General features: G+C 67.2%; 20 protein-coding genes. 11 read left to right on the top strand and 9 right to left on the bottom strand.

The window, feature by feature from the left end:
* Positions 1 to 157 precede the first annotated feature (157 nt).
* Positions 158 to 1360: a lactonase family protein gene (locus tag ABZ717_RS02400; RefSeq protein WP_358504341.1), complete on the top strand. Its 1203-nt coding sequence runs from the start codon at positions 158 to 160 to the stop codon at positions 1358 to 1360.
* 120 nt (positions 1361 to 1480) lie between these two features.
* Here the strand turns inward: ABZ717_RS02400 and ABZ717_RS02395 are convergent, their stop codons facing one another.
* Entirely contained in the window at positions 1481 to 2461 is a 981-nt protein-coding gene (locus tag ABZ717_RS02395; protein WP_358504338.1) for a hypothetical protein, read from the bottom strand.
* 469 nt (positions 2462 to 2930) lie between these two features.
* Between ABZ717_RS02395 and ABZ717_RS02390 the strand changes: the two genes are divergently transcribed.
* Positions 2931 to 4169 carry a DUF2786 domain-containing protein gene (locus tag ABZ717_RS02390; protein WP_358504335.1) on the top strand — a complete coding sequence of 413 codons (1239 nt, stop codon included), beginning with the start codon at positions 2931 to 2933 and terminating at the stop codon, positions 4167 to 4169.
* A 272-nt stretch (positions 4170 to 4441) separates the two neighbouring features.
* Here ABZ717_RS02390 and ABZ717_RS02385 read toward each other — a convergent pair whose 3' ends face one another.
* Genes ABZ717_RS02385 through ABZ717_RS02375 form a run of 3 tightly spaced genes read right to left on the bottom strand, consistent with a single transcriptional unit; the run spans position 4442 to position 5429 of the window.
* On the bottom strand, positions 4442 to 4726 hold the full coding sequence (locus tag ABZ717_RS02385; protein WP_358504332.1) for a hypothetical protein: 285 nt from the start codon (positions 4724 to 4726) through the stop codon (positions 4442 to 4444).
* The gene (locus ABZ717_RS02380) at positions 4723 to 4977 is read right to left on the bottom strand and encodes a hypothetical protein (RefSeq protein WP_358504329.1); all 255 of its coding nucleotides are present in this window, start codon (positions 4975 to 4977) and stop codon (positions 4723 to 4725) included. Before ABZ717_RS02380 ends, ABZ717_RS02385 begins: the two co-directional genes overlap by 4 nt.
* Positions 4974 to 5429 carry an ATP-binding protein gene (locus ABZ717_RS02375; protein ID WP_358504326.1) on the bottom strand — a complete coding sequence of 152 codons (456 nt, stop codon included), beginning with the start codon at positions 5427 to 5429 and terminating at the stop codon, positions 4974 to 4976. The genes ABZ717_RS02380 and ABZ717_RS02375 overlap by 4 nt, the downstream gene beginning before the upstream one ends.
* Before the next feature lie 239 nt (positions 5430 to 5668).
* Between ABZ717_RS02375 and ABZ717_RS02370 the strand changes: the two genes are divergently transcribed.
* The 3 genes from ABZ717_RS02370 (at position 5669) to ABZ717_RS02360 (ending at position 7518) form a co-directional block, all read left to right on the top strand.
* Complete coding sequence (locus ABZ717_RS02370; RefSeq protein ID WP_358504323.1) at positions 5669 to 6505, top strand: helix-turn-helix transcriptional regulator; 837 nt, start codon at positions 5669 to 5671, stop codon at positions 6503 to 6505.
* Positions 6441 to 6752, top strand: coding sequence for a DUF397 domain-containing protein (locus ABZ717_RS02365; protein WP_358504320.1), 312 nt, complete (start codon positions 6441 to 6443; stop codon positions 6750 to 6752). Before ABZ717_RS02370 ends, ABZ717_RS02365 begins: the two co-directional genes overlap by 65 nt.
* Before the next feature lie 367 nt (positions 6753 to 7119).
* Positions 7120 to 7518, top strand: a complete 399-nt coding sequence (locus ABZ717_RS02360) for a hypothetical protein (RefSeq protein WP_358504317.1) — start codon at positions 7120 to 7122, stop codon at positions 7516 to 7518.
* Here the strand turns inward: ABZ717_RS02360 and ABZ717_RS02355 are convergent.
* From ABZ717_RS02355 to ABZ717_RS02340, 4 genes are all read right to left on the bottom strand, one after another.
* Positions 7452 to 7805 carry a YgjP-like metallopeptidase domain-containing protein gene (locus ABZ717_RS02355; RefSeq protein ID WP_358504314.1) on the bottom strand — a complete coding sequence of 118 codons (354 nt, stop codon included), beginning with the start codon at positions 7803 to 7805 and terminating at the stop codon, positions 7452 to 7454. The two genes, ABZ717_RS02360 and ABZ717_RS02355, sit on opposite strands and share 67 nt — an antisense overlap.
* A 131-nt stretch (positions 7806 to 7936) precedes the next feature.
* Positions 7937 to 8197, bottom strand: coding sequence for a type II toxin-antitoxin system RelE/ParE family toxin (locus ABZ717_RS02350; RefSeq protein ID WP_358504311.1), 261 nt, complete (start codon positions 8195 to 8197; stop codon positions 7937 to 7939).
* On the bottom strand, positions 8194 to 8379 hold the full coding sequence (locus ABZ717_RS02345; RefSeq protein WP_358504309.1) for a hypothetical protein: 186 nt from the start codon (positions 8377 to 8379) through the stop codon (positions 8194 to 8196). Before ABZ717_RS02345 ends, ABZ717_RS02350 begins: the two co-directional genes overlap by 4 nt.
* A gap of 17 nt (positions 8380 to 8396) precedes the next feature.
* Positions 8397 to 8786, bottom strand: coding sequence for a YgjP-like metallopeptidase domain-containing protein (locus tag ABZ717_RS02340; RefSeq protein ID WP_358504306.1), 390 nt, complete (start codon positions 8784 to 8786; stop codon positions 8397 to 8399).
* 120 nt (positions 8787 to 8906) lie between these two features.
* On the opposite strand from ABZ717_RS02340, the gene ABZ717_RS02335 reads away from it, so the two are divergent.
* The 4 genes from ABZ717_RS02335 (at position 8907) to ABZ717_RS02320 (ending at position 13619) form a co-directional block, all read left to right on the top strand.
* The gene (locus ABZ717_RS02335) at positions 8907 to 10019 is read left to right on the top strand and encodes an NAD(P)-dependent alcohol dehydrogenase (RefSeq protein ID WP_358504303.1); all 1113 of its coding nucleotides are present in this window, start codon (positions 8907 to 8909) and stop codon (positions 10017 to 10019) included.
* A 267-nt stretch (positions 10020 to 10286) separates the two neighbouring features.
* Positions 10287 to 11678, top strand: a complete 1392-nt coding sequence (locus tag ABZ717_RS02330; protein ID WP_358504300.1) for a glucose-6-phosphate dehydrogenase — start codon at positions 10287 to 10289, stop codon at positions 11676 to 11678.
* On the top strand, positions 11675 to 13084 hold the full coding sequence (locus ABZ717_RS02325) for a sugar porter family MFS transporter (RefSeq protein ID WP_358504297.1): 1410 nt from the start codon (positions 11675 to 11677) through the stop codon (positions 13082 to 13084). The genes ABZ717_RS02330 and ABZ717_RS02325 overlap by 4 nt, the downstream gene beginning before the upstream one ends.
* A gap of 103 nt (positions 13085 to 13187) precedes the next feature.
* The gene (locus tag ABZ717_RS02320; RefSeq protein ID WP_067597214.1) at positions 13188 to 13619 is read left to right on the top strand and encodes a cupin domain-containing protein; all 432 of its coding nucleotides are present in this window, start codon (positions 13188 to 13190) and stop codon (positions 13617 to 13619) included.
* A gap of 121 nt (positions 13620 to 13740) precedes the next feature.
* Here ABZ717_RS02320 and ABZ717_RS02315 read toward each other — a convergent pair whose 3' ends face one another.
* The gene (locus ABZ717_RS02315; protein ID WP_358504550.1) at positions 13741 to 14397 is read right to left on the bottom strand and encodes a GntR family transcriptional regulator; all 657 of its coding nucleotides are present in this window, start codon (positions 14395 to 14397) and stop codon (positions 13741 to 13743) included.
* A gap of 119 nt (positions 14398 to 14516) precedes the next feature.
* Between ABZ717_RS02315 and ABZ717_RS02310 the strand changes: the two genes are divergently transcribed.
* Together ABZ717_RS02310 and ABZ717_RS02305 are read left to right on the top strand one after the other, a co-directional pair.
* Positions 14517 to 15275 carry an aldolase/citrate lyase family protein gene (locus ABZ717_RS02310; protein ID WP_358504294.1) on the top strand — a complete coding sequence of 253 codons (759 nt, stop codon included), beginning with the start codon at positions 14517 to 14519 and terminating at the stop codon, positions 15273 to 15275.
* On the top strand, positions 15275 to 16075 hold the full coding sequence (locus ABZ717_RS02305; protein WP_358504291.1) for a carbon-nitrogen hydrolase family protein: 801 nt from the start codon (positions 15275 to 15277) through the stop codon (positions 16073 to 16075). Before ABZ717_RS02310 ends, ABZ717_RS02305 begins: the two co-directional genes overlap by 1 nt.
* Positions 16076 to 16078: the final 3 nt, after the last annotated feature.

Raw genomic sequence — 16078 nt, 5'->3', positions numbered from 1 at the left:
GACCTGGACGCCTCGCGTGAGGTCCGGACCCCGGGGCGTTCACACGGGTTCGGTGCACCGCTCGGTTCGGCCTTCTCCGACCGTGCCCAGGGGCGATACCATGCCGCCGGTGGTATGGACCACATCCCTGCCCCAAGCGACGGAAACGAGGCACCCTGTGGACACACCCCGACGGCTTCTGCTCGTGGGGACCTACACCCCCGACTCCGAACCGCCGGGGGAGGGACAGGGCGTGCACCGGGTCTGGTTCGACCCCCGGACCGGTGAGATGACCGACGACGGGATCGCCGTCCGCACGACCGGCCCCTCCTTCCTCGCCTACCGGCCCGAACCGCCCACGGTGTACGCGGTCAACGAGCGCGCCGAAGGCACCCTCACCGCGTTCCGGCCGCACGGCGACGCCTCCCTCACCGAGATCGGATCGGTGCCCACCGGCGGCGGCTCCCCCTGCCACGTGCGCTACCTGGGCCCGCACCAGGTCGCCGTCACCAACTACGCCAACGGCGTGGTCACCCTCATCACCACCGCGGAGGACGGCACGCCCACCGGCGACACCCTCGAATTCACCCATCAGGGCACCGGCCCCGTCACCGAACGCCAGGAAGGGCCGCACGCGCACAGCAGCGCCGTGGCCCTGGACTCCTTCGAACCCGGCAACCGCTACCTGCTCGCCGCGGACCTCGGCACGGACGAACTGCGCGTCTACCACTACAGCCCGGTCCCCGAACAGCTCACCGAGGAGGCCCCCGAGCCTCGCGAGAACGCCTTCCCCGGCGTGCCCCTGCCACCCGGCACCGGACCCCGCCACATGGTGGTCAACGGCGACCACGTGTACGTCGCCGGTGAGCTCGACTCCCGCGTGCACGTCGTCCGCTGGGACGGGGTGTCCGGCAGCGGCGAACACCTGGGCTCGGTCACCGCCACCGCCCACGAGGCGGCCGGGAAGAACTTCCCCGCCGAGATCGCCCTGCACCGGCTCAAGGTCGAGGGCCGCGAGATCGCCGAGGGCGACGCGTTGCCCCCGACCAGCACCTACGAGGGGCGTGTGTACGTTTCCAACCGGGGCGCAGACGCCATCTCCACGTTCGCGGTCCGGGACGGAGGTGCCCGTCTGGAGCACCTCGCGGACACCCTCGTGGGGGCCTGGCCCCGCCACTTCACCGTGGTCAGAGGCCATCGCGACGAGCCCGACCACCTGGTCGCCGCCGCCCAGAACGGCGATGAGCTGATGTCGTTGCTCATCGACCCCGACACCGGCGTTCCCCAGGACACCGGCCACCGCCTGGCGATCTCGGCCCCCGTCTGCGTCCTGCCCATCCCCCTCAAGCGCATCCGCCGTGCCGAGGCCGGCCAGGCCTGAGAACACGGCCCCGCGCCCCCATGACCCTCGCCGGGCACCGTGTCACTCGGTGGCCGGGGTCCGTTCCGTGGACCAGGGCATGGGGGCGCCGTGTCGCGCCGCCTTGAGCAGCGCGACCGCTCACACCTCGTTGACGGCCCTGCCTCGGTAACCGATGGGGCCCTCGCCGACCCGCTGGTAATAGCCGAGGAAGCCTGTCCGATCCTCCTCGAAGGCGACCGAACCGGAGTTCTCCCGCTGGTCGCGCCAGGTGATCCGCTCCACCGGGGCGTCACCATCCTCGACCATCAGCCGCAGCTCCCCCGAGGTGTGCCAACGCTCGCCCCAGTGCTCTTCGGTGCGGAAGCGGTGCACGGTGGCCTCCTCCGTCCCCTCCGGGTAGGCCAGGCGCTGTTCCAGGTCACCCCGGTACTCGCTCAGCAGGCCATCGGCCGAGCGGTGGTAGCCGTGGAAGTCACCCAGTGCCGACTGGAAGCTGATCGCCGCCTCGGCTCCGTCGGCGTCGCGCCAGGAGAGCTGAGCGATCGGTGCCTTCTCACCCCGGTCGACGTACACCAGCAGCCGCTCGGCGGTTTCCCACTGTTGCTGTGGCCCCTGCGTGGAATGGACCCGCTTGCGGGTGGTGTAGCGAAGCACCGAACGCCGGTCGGCGGCGGCGAGCATCGCGCATACCGAGCGGTCTCGTTCGTCGATGGAGTCGACGCTGATCCGGTACAGCCACAGCATCGTTCGGGCGTCCGCGCCGTTGTGCACGGTCACCACGTTGGGGCCATCCGTTCGCAGCCACCCGCCGGGAACCGCGAAGTCGAGGTCCTGGGGCAGGTCGCCGCCGCCGGGGATGGTCAGGCGCGAGGCCACCGGTTCGCCGTTGACCAGCACGGTCAGCGGGGCATGCCCCGGGGAGCCTCCGCTCTTGGAGACGAGCGCGGTCACCCGCAGGACGCCTTCCACGATCACTTTGTCCAGGTAGAAGGTGAGATCGACGGAGCCTCCCGAATCCAGCTCTATCCTGCTTCCGCCGAACCGGGCGTTCTCGCGGTCCACCTGGGCGTTGGCCACCCGGGCAGGGCTGGCGGTCAGGTCGGCGTAGGTCGGTTCCATGGGGACTCCTGGAGGAGGCCGCGGAGCTTCCCGAGAAGGGGGATGGGAGGGGATGGGGACGGGAAGCCCAACGGTGATGGTCGGAGGGTCACGCGGAGCGTAGCGGAGGAGTGCGACAGACCCGCCTTGCCCGGACCCTTTGAAGGGAACGACGGGAGCGCCCACCTGGACCACCTCGCGGGCGCCCCCGTGGGCGCCCGGCCCCGCCACTTCACCGTGGTACGCGGCCATCGCGACGAACCCGACCACCTGATCGAGGGATCGTTCGCGCGTTGTCCACAACCGTCAACGGCGAAGACGTCGATGTGGGACGCTCGTAACGAACATCCCAGACCATGGTGAGGACCACGTGGGAAAGTCCAATCGCGAACGCCGTCGGGCGAAGCAGAAGAAGTCGCGGGAGCGGCAACGCCGTCGCAGTGGCCCCACCCAGAGCCAAGCGCCTTTCGAAGGGTCGATCTTCGACACGATGACCGATCAGGAGATCATCACGGCCCTGATCGACTCGGGGGCGTCCTCCTGCGACTGTGGTCGGTGCCCCGGCCGGCCTCGCGAGGAGGTCGCCGCGATACTCGCGGAGGAGGGCAGCGAGTGGCACCGGATCGTGGACAGGGCCCTGTTCGGCGTACTCGTCGACGCGGTCGCCCAGGTGTGGCCCCGAGGGTGGCAGCCCGCCGAACTCGTCCGGATCGTGCGTCGGGAGAACTCACGTCAGGCCGCCGACCTGGTCACGGACGTGGTCATGGCCGAGAACCGTCACCACGCCGCTGCCCGGGTGGCGCCCGAGTGGGCCGACCAGGTGCGCGGGCTGGGCGAGCCGTGGTGGGGGACCGACATCGACCACACGGCCCGGTTCATCGAACGGCACGGGGTCACCCGTCTGGGCCACGTCACGACGGCCCTGGAACTCATCGAGTTCTTGGACCACCTCCCGCAGATCCAGGTCCTCACGCCCCCGCCGGGAACGGCCAGAGCCACCTCCCGCCGGCTCCGGGACCAGGTGGACCCGAGCAAGCTCGCCCGGATCCGTGCGCTGTTGGCCAAGGCGGAGGCCACCGAGTTCCCGGAGGAGGCCGAGGCGCTCTCCGAACGGGCCCAACGGTTGATGGCCAGGCACAGCATCGACCACGCCGCCCTGATGGCGGAATCGGGCCGCGTATCGGAGGTCGGTGCGCGGCGCATGCCCCTGGACGCCCCCTACGAGGACCTCAAGGTGGTGCTGTTGGAGGTCGTGGCGCAGGCCAACCACTGTCGGTCGGTCTGGCACAAGAACATGGGCATGTGCACGGTGATGGGTTTCCCCGACCAGATCGACATGGTGGAGTTGCTGTTCACCTCCCTTTTGGTCCAGGCCACCACCGCGATGCGGCGGGCCGGTTCCACCCGTGACGCCCGTGGCCGTTCCACGACGCGGTCCTTCCGCAGTTCCTTCCTGAGCTCCTTCGCCCAGCGGATCGGGGAACGCCTGGCCGAGTCGGCGGACGGGGAGGAGAGCGCGGCCCTGGACGAGTACGCTCGCGCGGGCACCGACCTGCTGCCCGTGTTGGCGTCGCGTGAGCGGCAGGTACGCGAGGCGCTGGCGGAGTCCTTCCCCGAACTGGAGATGGCCAGGGTCTCCCGGACGACCAACCCGAGCGGGTGGCGGGCGGGTCGGGCCGCAGCGGACGCGGCGAGCCTGGGCATGGGGGAGCGGATCACCACGGGGTGACCCTGGTGGGGCCTGCCAGGAGGCTCGGCCCCCGCGTTCCCGGCACAGGCTCCACTCCGTTGGTCGCGATGGGTTCCTTGGGAACCGATCCCGATGATCCACCGTTCAAAACCCCGGAATCCCGGGACAGACCCGTCCTCGTCGCGATTGGGTTGGCCGCACTGGCCGTGACGAAGCTGTCCGGTTGTCAACTACCCGTGGCTGAAGCCTCCGTGGCCAGAACACAGGGGTGTGGCCCGGGTAGGGGTTCCCGGGCCACAGTGGGTGTGTGGTTAGCGGAACGGGTTCACTCGGTGGGCGCGGTCAGGCCGCCGCCAGGGGGAGAAGCGTCGAGGGGTGGGAACCTTGGCCGGGTACCTGCTCGGCTGGATTCGTTCGATCTCCTTGGTCAGCGCCTGCGCGCTGTCGCCACTGACCAGCACCATCAGGCCCGTGTGCGCCGCCCAGTACTGGCCGGTCGAGTCTCCGTGCCAGATGGTCCATCCCCGCTTTCGGAAGGTGGCGCGCAGCCGGCACAGGTGGTCCGCCACGGGAACATCCAGAGTGTCCAGCGTCATTTGCGACCCCCTTCCTCGCCCATGTGGGTCTCGTCCGTGGCGAGGATGGTGAGCGTTCGCCTCAACTCCTCCGGGCAGGCCGTCACGACCAGTTCGGGTCGACCGTTGGCGTTGGTCCGGGTGCTGGTCGCGGTGAAGCAGGGCTTTCCGGGTTCCCCGCTCAGCTCGCAGATGAGGAAGTCGGGGAACTCTGTGCGCAGGCGCAGGACGGTTTCGCTGGGCCGCAGATGATAGCCGGTCAAGGTGATCACCGGTCCCAACGGAGCTCGAAGAACATGCCGGGTCCACGGCCGGACTCGAAGCGTCCCCACCGGGAGGCGAGGGCGTTCACCAGGAACAGCCCGCGTCCGTGTTCGGCGTCGGGGTCTGGATCCGCAAGGTGGAACTCGGGGGATCGGCCCTGGGCGTCACGGACTTCCACTCGCAGGCGTTCGGGGGAGAAGAACACCCGGACGAAGTAGTCTCCGCTGGTGCTGTCGCGCTCTGATCCCAGGGCGTGCAACACCTGGTTGGTCGCCGGCTCCGAGAGCAGGAGCAGCGCGGTGTCGCCGATCTCCTCGGGAAGACCGACGATCTTCAGGCGACGTCCGAGCCAGTCACGGGCCTGGCTGACGCTTGAGTGCTCGCCGGAGAACCGGAAGGAGCAGCGGCGCAGCGGAATCCGCTGACGCTTCGTCGCGATGGGAACGATACGGTTGACCATGAGTCCTCACCTGTCTACTCAGGTTGTGGGCTAAGGCCCTGGTTCGGTGTTAGCGCACCGGATCGGGGCCGTTTTGCTGGGTTCAGGACTTGCTACGTGTGGTGCAGTCATGGAGATGGCCTGCCTTCACAAAGGTCACATTGACATGCGACTCAGAGATGTTTCCAGCCCTAGTCTGATAATTAAGGAGTTTGTGGAACCCTGCAGTATGTTGCAGTGGGTTGTGGTTAACTGTAGTCATGGTGGATAGTGAGAAGGCTGCACTAAAGACTGAATTGGTTCAATTCGGACAAGAGTTGCATCGGTTGCGCAAGGCTGCAGACATCTCACAGCGTGAGTTGGCTGCGAGGACCTTGATCTCCTACCAGATGCTTGGCGCTATAGAGCGTGCCGAGCGTGCTCCGCGTAAGCAGTTTGTCGAGCTTGCCGACAGGGAGTTGGGGGCTCAAGGAGCGTTGATTCGCCTGCGTCCAGGGGAACGTGAGAGCTACCATCGATGGTTTCGTCGCTACGTAGATCTGGAGCGAGAGGCGAAGCTTATTCACGATTTTCAGGCTGACGCCATACCAGGCTTGTTCCAGATCGAAGGCTATGCCCGGACGGTGTTGAGTGCTGGATGGCCGCCGATCGATACGAAGCAGATCGAGGCTGAGCTCACCGCTCGGATGACGCGACAGAGTGTGCTTGAGCGGGGTTCGGCTCTACTCATCTCTGCCATCATCGATGAATCTGTGCTGCGTCGATCAGTTGGTTCCAAGCAGATCATGCAAGACCAGATGGAGCACCTGATTCGCCTGTCGCAAGACATGAAAATCCGGATTCAGGTATTGCCCTTTTGCGCTGGGGCGCACGCAGCGATGAACGGATCATTCAAAGTGTTGGCCATGAACGACGGGGCTCGCCTGGCATACGCAGAGATCCCTAGCAGCGGTCGCGTGATCTCTGATGTGGAAGACGTGGAACAATATTCCTTGTGGTTTGGGGCGCTTCAGTCGCAGGCGCTCTCGCCGAGTGAGTCCGTGGACTTCATATCCCGATACAAGGAGGCACACAGTCGTGAGATCGACTCCTTTTAGCTGGTACAAGTCTAGCTACAGCGGTAACCGGGGTGACTGCGTAGAGGTCGCAGGCACTGTGCCGTCCAACTGGCGCAAGTCCAGCTACAGCGGTAACCAGGGTGGGGACTGTGTCGAGGTCGCGGACACCTCGCACCATGTCCACGTCCGGGACACGCAGAACCGCTCCCTCGGGCATCTCACCTTCACCCCATCCACCTGGACCACCCTCCTGAGTGCCCTGCGTGAAGGCTCAGTCACCCAGTAGTCTCTGGCTATCAATTTCGGGCTCCGAAGGCCCGAAACGGCGGGCGTTTGTCGTCACCGTCCGGCAGAATCTGGGCAACATGGACATGTCGCCCGCACGCTGAGACGCCTGTGACGAAAGGTGCCCGATGCACACCCCTGAGGGCCCATCCCCACACTCCTCCGTTCCGTATCAGCCCGGAAACCGGTCCGCTGGCAGGCAAGCCACCGGCGGCAAGCAACCAACCGGACCCGAATGGGAGCTGACCGAGAAACCCCTCATCGACCAGCTCACCACCATGGGATGGACCCTCGGGGGAAGGTGACGTGCGCTCTTCCCCTCCCTGTACGGCGCCAAGGTCCCTGACCTCATCGACCAGTACATCCGCGTGCACGACATCCGGACCAAGATCCCGCTCACGGCCATCACCGCGAGCGACTTCGAGAGCAAGATCGAGGCGTTGTCCTCGGACCGGGCCAAGGCCCCGGAGAGGGAACACGCGCTACGCCACCACATCAGCCAGAACCTGGACCAGGACCCCGAGCACTATGGCAGGCTCTCCGAACGCTTCGACGAGATCCTCACCCGGCTGGACGGCAACCGGGCCGCGATGTACGAGGCGTTCCCGGACCTGCACGCCGATGTGAAGGAGGGCCGGCAGGCAGGCCGACGACACCGGCCTGGACCCCAACACCGAAGCGCCCTTCTGCGACCTGATCGTCACGACCATGCGGGACGAGGATACGGGGGCCGGCCGGGGACCTGGTCGGTGACCTTCAACCGGTAGCGGCGGCCCAGGTAGTCGAAGCCCTCACCCGAGACGAACTCGCGCCGAGGTTGGCGTGAGATCAGCACGTCCTTGTCCGCCAACTTGTCCCGGACCCAGTGCCGTTTGCGTCGCACCCACTCCTGGACCCGTGCCCACTCGATGTCCTCGGGGACGTGCAGGATCAGGGATCCGTCCCGATCCACAGTGATACCCGCCGTCTTGCGCCGTGAGGAGATCCGCACCGAGAAGACCAACTCCTCCAGGTGCAGCCGTTCGGGAGGGTGGGTGTTCAGGGTCGCGGGCATGGTGACCAGGCTAGACCACGCTCAGAACGTCACCGAGGAGCAACGGCCGACCTCGACCACCGATCAGCGTTTCCGATGCGAGGGCTTTCAGCCCTCATCCACTCCGCCGGCAGTGTCCTTCACCTGGTATTTCAGTGCCCGTATACGTCGCCGCGAGAACCGATCTTGACGACCACCACGGTGACCTGGCCATCATCGATCGTGTAGATCACCCGATGATCTCCGATACGGATGCGATAGCCATCTCTGGCTTTGAGTTTCTTGCATCCAGAAGGACGAGGTTCATCCGCCAGTTCAGAGATCGCCACGGCGATCCGCTTGCGCGAAGGCTGATCGATTTTACGAAGTGTCTTCCGGGCAGTGGACGTGATTTCCACCTGATATCGGCTCACACATAGTCCTCGAGCCGGAAGGGCGATGTCTCCTCGCCCGCGAGGTTTTCCACCGCGGCACTGTCCGCAGCGTCTTCCAGGTTCTCCAGGTACTCGGCGGAGACCAAGACGAGCCCACGGTCGGCGAGGGCTCCCGCCAATGCCGCCGCCATTGCATCCGGTTCGATCGGTTCAGCTGTCATGATGCTGTGCTCCACCCTCACTCGACGGGGTCTACACCGAAGATACGCCCGGTTGGAGAGCGCTGTCGAGCGCCGTTGAAGTGCACGCCGGGGACCTGGTCGGTGACCTTCAACCGGTAGCGGCGGCCCAGGTAGTCGAAGCCCTCACCCGAGACGAACTCGCGCCGAGGTCGGCGTGAGATCAGCACGTCCTTGTCCGCCAACTTGTCCCGGACCCAGTGCCGTTTGCGTCGCACCCACTCCTGGACTCGTGCGCACTCGATGTCCTCGGGGACGTGCGGGATCAGGGATCCGTCCCGATCCACGGTGATCCCCGCCGTCTTGCGCCGTGAGGAGACCCGCACGGAGAAGACCAGCTCCTCCAGGTGCAGCCGTTCGGGAGGGTGGGTGTTCAGGGTCGCGGGCATGGTGACCAGGCTAGACCACATCGGATCACTCGGCGCGTCCTGCGGCCACCGCGTTCCCCCTGACGGAGAATGTGCCCGATCTCCCCTTCTCGGGGGACGGACGCAAGAGAGGACTCGGTCATGTCCGAAGCCAGGGCCGCGGTGGTCCATCCCGGTAGTGGCACCTTCACCTGGGAGGACGTCCGCCTGGAGGAACCCCGTAGCGACGAGGTCCTGGTCCGCGTGGTGGGTGTCGGGATCTGCCACACCGACCTGGCCACCCGCGACGAGCACCTGCACACCCCCCTGCCCGCCGTGCTCGGCCACGAGGGTTCCGGCGTGGTGGAGGCGGTGGGCGAGGGCGTCACCCACGTCTCGGCCGGCGACAAGGTCCTGCTCTCCTTCAGCTCCTGCGGGAAGTGCCGATCCTGCCGGCACGGACACCCCGCCTACTGCGTCGACTTCCTCTCCCTCAACTTCGACGGCAGGCGCCCCGACGGCACCACCCCGATCGGTTCCACCACGGGTGAGGCGATCGGTGGCCGTTTCTTCGGACAGTCCTCCTTCGCCACGTACTGCGTGGCCCACGCGCGCAGCGTCGTCCCGGTGGAGGCTGCCGACGAGGACGAACTCGCGATGTTGGCGCCGGTGGGTTGCGGGATCCAGACCGGTGTGGGGGCCGTGCTCCACGAACTCGACCCGAGCAGCGGGGACACGGTCGCGATCTTCGGAGCCGGAGCGGTGGGCCTGTCCGCGGTCATGGGGGCCGCGCTCACCCCGGCCGCGAAGATCATCGCCATCGACATCGTGCCCTCCCGTCTGGAACTGGCCCGTGAACTGGGCGCCACCCACACCATCAACGGCAAGGAGGAGGACACCGTCACGCGCGTCGCCGAGATCACCGGCGGCCGGGGACTCACCCACGCCCTGGAGAGCAGCGGGGTACCCGCGCTGCTTCGCCAGGCGGTCGACTCCCTGGCGGTGGGCGACGGTATGGCGGCCGTGGTCGGCGCGCCTCCCGTGGGCACCGACGGCACCTTCGACGTCAACTTCCTGCTCAACGGACGCACCATTCGTGGTGTGACCGAGGGAGACAGCGACGTCTTCGACTTCATCCCGGAACTGGTCGGGCTGTACCGGGCCGGACGGTTGCCCTTCGACAAGATGGTCCGCCTCTACGAGCCGGACCGGATCAACGAGGCCGCCACCGACGCCGCCGAGGGCCGCGTCCTGAAGCCGGTCCTGCGCCTGTGACGCCGACGCCCGTGTGAGCACACGGCGCGGAGCCGGCGGCTCGGCGCACAGGCGCACACCGGAGGGCGCGCTCGACGAGGTCGCGCGTCCCCCGGTCGCCAAGGTCACGGCGTACACCTTCGGCGGTCCGTCTGGATCGCCTCTTCATCACTATCTCGCGCGAACACCCCGACCTCGGTGCCGGACCGGAGACGGGCACGCCGTTCGCCCGATCACCGGGCGTCCGGGGCCGGCCGGTCCGGGGTTCGCCGGGTGAACGGGAGACCCATGCAAGACTCGGTGGAAGAATCGGTCCAGACCCTGATCATCCTGGGTGCGCAAGGCGACCTGACCCAACGTCTGCTCCTGCCCGGGTTGGGCACCCTGGTCGCCGCCGACGCACTGGGCGACCTCCTCCTCATCGGCAGCGGCCAGGGTGAGGGCACCGACGGGCAGTGGCAGGAGACGGTGGCCCGCGCGTTCGCGGACGGGGGTGTGAGCGGGCCCGACGTCGACACCGTCGTACGCAACACGCGCTACGTCCAGGCCGACGCCACCGACGAATCCGACCTGCGTCGACTCCTCGCCCGAGCCCGAGGCCGCGTCACCCTCTACTTCGCGTTGCCGCCCGCGGTCGTGGTCGGGAGCTGCCGGATCCTGGAACGCATCGGCGTCCCCGAGGGCACGCGCCTGGTGCTGGAGAAACCCTTCGGTACCGACATGGCCGACGCCATCGCGCTCAACGAGCTGCTCCACGCCCTGGTGCCGGAGGAACAGGTCCACCGGGTCGACCACTTTCTCGGTATGACGACGGTGCTCAACATCCTCGGCATCCGGTTCGCCAACCGGGTGATCGAACCACTGCTCTCCTCCGAGCACGTGGAGTCCGTCGACATTCTCTTCGAGGAGTCCCTGGGACTGGAGGGTCGGGCCGGTTTCTACGACGTCACCGGAGCCCTGCGCGACATGGTCCAAAGCCACCTGCTCCAGGTCCTGGCGATGGTGGCCATGGAACCACCCGGCACCCTGGACGCGCGCGACGAACGTGACGCCAAGGCCCGGATCCTGCGGGCCACTCGCGTGTGGCGGGACGATCCGGAACGGTTCAGCCACCGCGCCCGCTACACCGCCGGCACCGTCGAGGGCCGTTCGATGCCCGCCTACGTGGACGAGGACGGTATCGACCCCGAACGCGGCACCGAGACCCTGTGCGAGGTCGTGTTCGCGGTCCACACCTGGCGATGGCACGGTGTGCCGTTCCGGATTCGCACCGGAAAGGCGATCGGTTCGCCCCGCCAGGAGATCGTCTTTCGCTTCAAGGCCCCACAACACGTCCCCACCGGCCTCGTCGGCGACCTCGTCGAGAACCGGTTGCGTATCGGTCTGGGCTCTCGCCACATCGGGATGGACCTCAACGTGAACGGCCCGGGAGACCCCTACGACGTCTCACCGGTCACGTTGGCCACCGATTACGACCCCGGTGAACTGCTCGAATACGGCGAGGTGCTCCGAGGAGTGCTCTCCGACGAGATGCCCCTGTCGGTGCGCGGTGACATGTCGGTGGAGTCGTGGCGCATCGTCGAGCCGGTGCTGCGGGCGTGGAACGCCGGCCGGGTCCCCCTCCACCACTACCGGGCCGGAAGTACCGGCGCGGAGATCATGGAGAACCGGGAGCCATGAGCAGCCAACCGTTGAACACCCGTCCCAGGCAGCAGAGCCATTTCGTCGAGCTCACGCCCAAGGGACTCAGGACCGTCCGTAGATGGGCGATCGGGATCACCCTCGGTAGCTTCCTGTTCGGCTTCGACACCGGCATCATCTCCGGCGCGCTGCTGTTCATCCAGGAGGACTTCGAGCTCACGTCCTTCCAACAGAGCTCGGCCGTGAGCATCCTGTTGCTCGGTGCCGTCATCGGCGCGCTCGGCTGCGGGCGTATCGCCGACCGCTACGGGCGCCGTCCTGTCATGGGCGCCATCGGCGTCGTCTTCTTCGTCGGGATCATGGCCGCGGCCCTGGCCCCCGGATACTGGACGCTGGTGGCCGGCCGGTTCGTCATGGGCCTGGCCGTGGGCGGGGTGTCGGCCACGGTGCCGACCTATCTCGGCGAGATGGCGCCGGCGCAGATCCGAGGGCGCATCCTCGGCCTGAACCAGCTGTTCATCTCCGTGGGCCTGCTCGTCTCCTACCTGGTGAACTGGGCCCTGGCCGACGCCGGAATGTGGCGCCTGATGTTCGGGGTCGGTGCCATCCCCGCCGCGCTCCTGTTCATCGCGGCCGTGTGGTTGCCCGAATCGCCCACGTGGCTGATCCGCAACGGCAGGACACAGCGGGCGCGGGAGGTCGTGGACAGCGTCGCCGAACCGGGTGGGTCGGACAAGGTGGTCGCCCGGGTCACCGAGGAACATCGCGAAGAGGAGGAGAGGGCCCGTAGGGGGTCGTCGAGTCTGTTCAAGGGCACGGCCCTGGCGGCGCTCCTGGTCGCCGTGGCCCTGGCCGCGCTCCAGCAGTTCGTGGGGATCAACACGATCCTCTACTACGCGCCGACGATCATGGGTCAGGCCGGGCTGTCGGCGTCGAACGCGATCTACTACTCGGTCTTCATCGGTGTGGTCAACGTCGTCATCACGCTGGTCGCGCTCAGCCTCGTGGACCGGATCGGCCGTCGCCCGCTGCTGCTCATCTCCCTGACCGGTATGTTCGTCTCCATCGGCCTGCTGGGACTGGCATTCAGCGTGGGCATGGCCCCGCTCTTCATGCTCGTGTTCATGATGGCCTACATCCTGTCGTTCGGTGTCGGCATGGGCCCGATCTTCTGGATCCTGCTCGGGGAGCTCTTCCCGACCGACCACCAGGCGACCGGGTCCAGCGTGGGCGCGACGGTGAACTGGCTGGCCAACTTCCTGGTGAGCCTGCTGTTCCTGCCGGTCATCGAACTCATCGGGCAGGGCCCCACGTTCTGGATCTTCGCGGCCATCTGTCTGGTGGGGTTGGTCTTCGTGGCCAGGTTCGTCCCCGAGACCCGGAATCGGGACACCGAAACGGTGAGCGCGGACCTGCGGAGGCGGTGGGGATTCTCGGACGGGTGAACCCGGTGGACCCCGGCCGTGCCTTCTTGGGTGCTTCACACGCTGGTGCCTAGGGTGAGGCAGGTCGGGAACTGTTCCACGCGTGACCCCAGGAGGTACGGCCGTGAGCGATGACTACACCACCGGGAAGGACCGGGGCGGGAGACCGTTCGTCGTCGACATCGAGGAGGCGAGCGTCGAGAACAGCCACTATCGACGCACGCTGTGGACCGGCGAGCACCTACAGCTCACCGTGATGAGCATCGCCGTGGGCGACGACGTCGGCTTGGAGGTCCATCCGGACAACGATCAGTTCCTCCGGGTGGAGCAGGGGAGTGGACGCACCGAGATGGGGCCGGCCGAGGACGATCTGAACTTCGTCCGGGAGGTCGAGGACGACGACGTCATCATGGTCCCGGCGGGGACCTGGCACAACGTCGTCAACACCGGTGACCGGCCGTTGAAGCTCTATGCGCTCTACGGTCCGCCGGACCACGAGCCCGGCACCGTGCATCCGGCGCACAAGGACGCGGAGAAGGACCCCAACGAGGACTGATCGGGGCATGCCGGGGGTCGACCGGGTCGCCGAGCGCCGGGCCGCTCGCCCATGGGGGGTGGGGGACCCGGCGTTCCAGGGTTCGGGCGAACCATGCCGATCGAGCGTCGATCGAGCCGGGTCACTCCGAGAAGGCTCGGACGAGTTCGGGCACCTCCTGGAGGTGCACGTTGAGGATCCTCGTGCTTAGGGCGGCATCGTGTGCGTTGAGCGCGGCCTCCAGTTCACGGTGTTCGCGCTCGATGATGGGGAAGCGTTCGGGGCCCTGCGTGATGGTGCGTACCGCCAGACGCACCTGTCGTGGTCGTAGGGAGTCGTACATCTGGGCCAGGACCGCGTTGCCCTGATGTTGAACGATGCAGGAGTGGAATCGCTGGTCGAGTTGGGCGAACTCGTTCCAGTCCTGGTTCCGGCCGGCGGTCTCCAGTGCTTCGATGAGCTCCGGGGTTTCGGGGGGAGCGCCCAGACGGCGATCGCAGATCTTGCCGATGGCGTTGGCCTCGATGACGAAACGGGCCTGATAGATCTGGCGCATCTCCGTGGCGGTGACGACCCGGACCTGCGCGCCACGTCGAGGCACGAGGTCGACGAAGCGCTCGGCCTGGAGACGGTGGAGCGCTTCACGCACCGGTGTTCGGGAGGTGCCGACCTCCCTGGCCAGGACCGCCTCGTCAAGGAATTCGCCCTCGGCGAACGTGCCGGCCAGGATGGCGGCCCCGATCATCTCGTATGCGCGCTCCCGTGCGGACTGTCGAGGTTTGCTACCCCCGGTTGCGATGCTGTTTTGATGTGACACAGAGCCCACCCTACCTTTACACAGCCTGGATGCTCCGTGTATACAAGGTGTCCACACCAGATATTTAGCGGTGTGCGTCACATCCTTTGAAGGGAAGCACCTTGAGCGCGCAAATGGACAAGCGGCATGCGGTCTGGCTCTCCGAGCCCTCCGCGGCGGCGGTGGAGATGGCGAACCTCGCCGGATACGGCACGGTCGTACTCGACATCGAGCACGGGACGTTCGACCTGGCGGCCCTGGACTGGATCATGCCGCTCATCCGTTCCAAGGGCATGGACGTCATCGCGAAGGTGTTGGGACCGGAGCGGGGCCCGATCCAGCAGGCCCTGGACCTGGGAGCCAACATCGTGGCCATCCCGCACGTGGAGTCGGCCGCCCACGCCAAGGAGGTCTGCGGATTCGCGAAGTTCCCCCCGCTGGGCGACCGGTCCTTCGCGGGCGGCCGGACCTCCGACTTCCGGGGCTTCACCGACGAGTGGGTCACCCGGCAGGACACCGGGACACGCTGCTACCCCATGATCGAGGACGCCTCCGCGCTGGAGGAGATCGATGAGATCCTCGCCCTGCCCATGGTCGACGGCATCTTCATCGGTCCCTCGGACCTGTCGCTGCGTCGTGACCGTGGCGCCTACACCGCCGGCGAGGAGGACCTGGCGGACCTGCGCCACCTGGCCCGCGCGGCCCAGGCCGCCGGCAAGCCGTGGGTCCTGCCCGCCTGGAGCGACGCGGAAAAACGTCTCGCGGTCGAGGAGAATGCCGAGACCATCGTGACCACCATGCAGTACGGAGCGCTGCTGTCCGGGTTCACCGGAGCGCTCGACACCCTGCGAAACATCGAGAACGAGCTGAGGAGCCGTTGATGTCCCTGAACGTTGCAGTCGTGCAGTTCGCGCCCGCCGAGGACAAGGCCGAGAACCTGGCCGAGATCGAGCGGATGCTGCGTGAGGCCGCCACCGGTGGCGTGCGCCTGGCCGTGCTGCCGGAGTACGCGGTGTTCACCGCCCCCGCGATGGACGATCGGTTCGTCGACAGCGCCGAGCCGCTCGACGGTCCGGCGGTCTCGCGCCTGCGCGCCCTCAGCGCCGAACTCGACCTCTCCATCATCGCCGGCGTGAACGAGACGGCCACCGGTGGCCGTATCCACAACACCCTCGTCGGTATCCAGGACGGCGAGGTCAAGACGGTCTACCGCAAGGTCCACCTCTACGACGCGTTCGGCTACAAGGAGTCCGACCGTGTCCTGGCCGCCGACCCGCAGGAGCCGCAGATCCTGGAGGTCGACGGTTTCAAGGTGGGCATGCAGACCTGCTACGACCTGCGCTTCCCGGAGGTCTCGCGGATCCTCGTGGACGCCGGCGCGGACATCATCGCCCTGCCCGCCGAATGGGTTCCCGGTCCTTTGAAGGAGTACCACTGGAACACCCTGGTGCGGGCCCGGGCGATCGAGAACACCGTCTACGTTCTCGCCGCCGACCAGAGCGCCCCGACCGGCGCCGGCAACAGCGCCGTCGTGGACCCGATGGGGATCGCCATCGCCACCGTCGGTGAGGCCCCGGGCATCGGCAAGGCCGTCGTCGAACGTGACCGGCTCGACCACGTCCGCAAGGTCAACCCCGCCCTGACCCTTCGTCGCTACGGCGTGGCCCCAACAGGAGCGTGAGAC

Source organism: Nocardiopsis sp. NPDC006832 (assembly GCF_040635885.1).
GTDB lineage: Bacteria > Actinomycetota > Actinomycetes > Streptosporangiales > Streptosporangiaceae > Nocardiopsis.
Note: the sequence above shows the minus strand (reverse complement) of the source record. Positions and strands in the feature narration are given on the sequence as shown.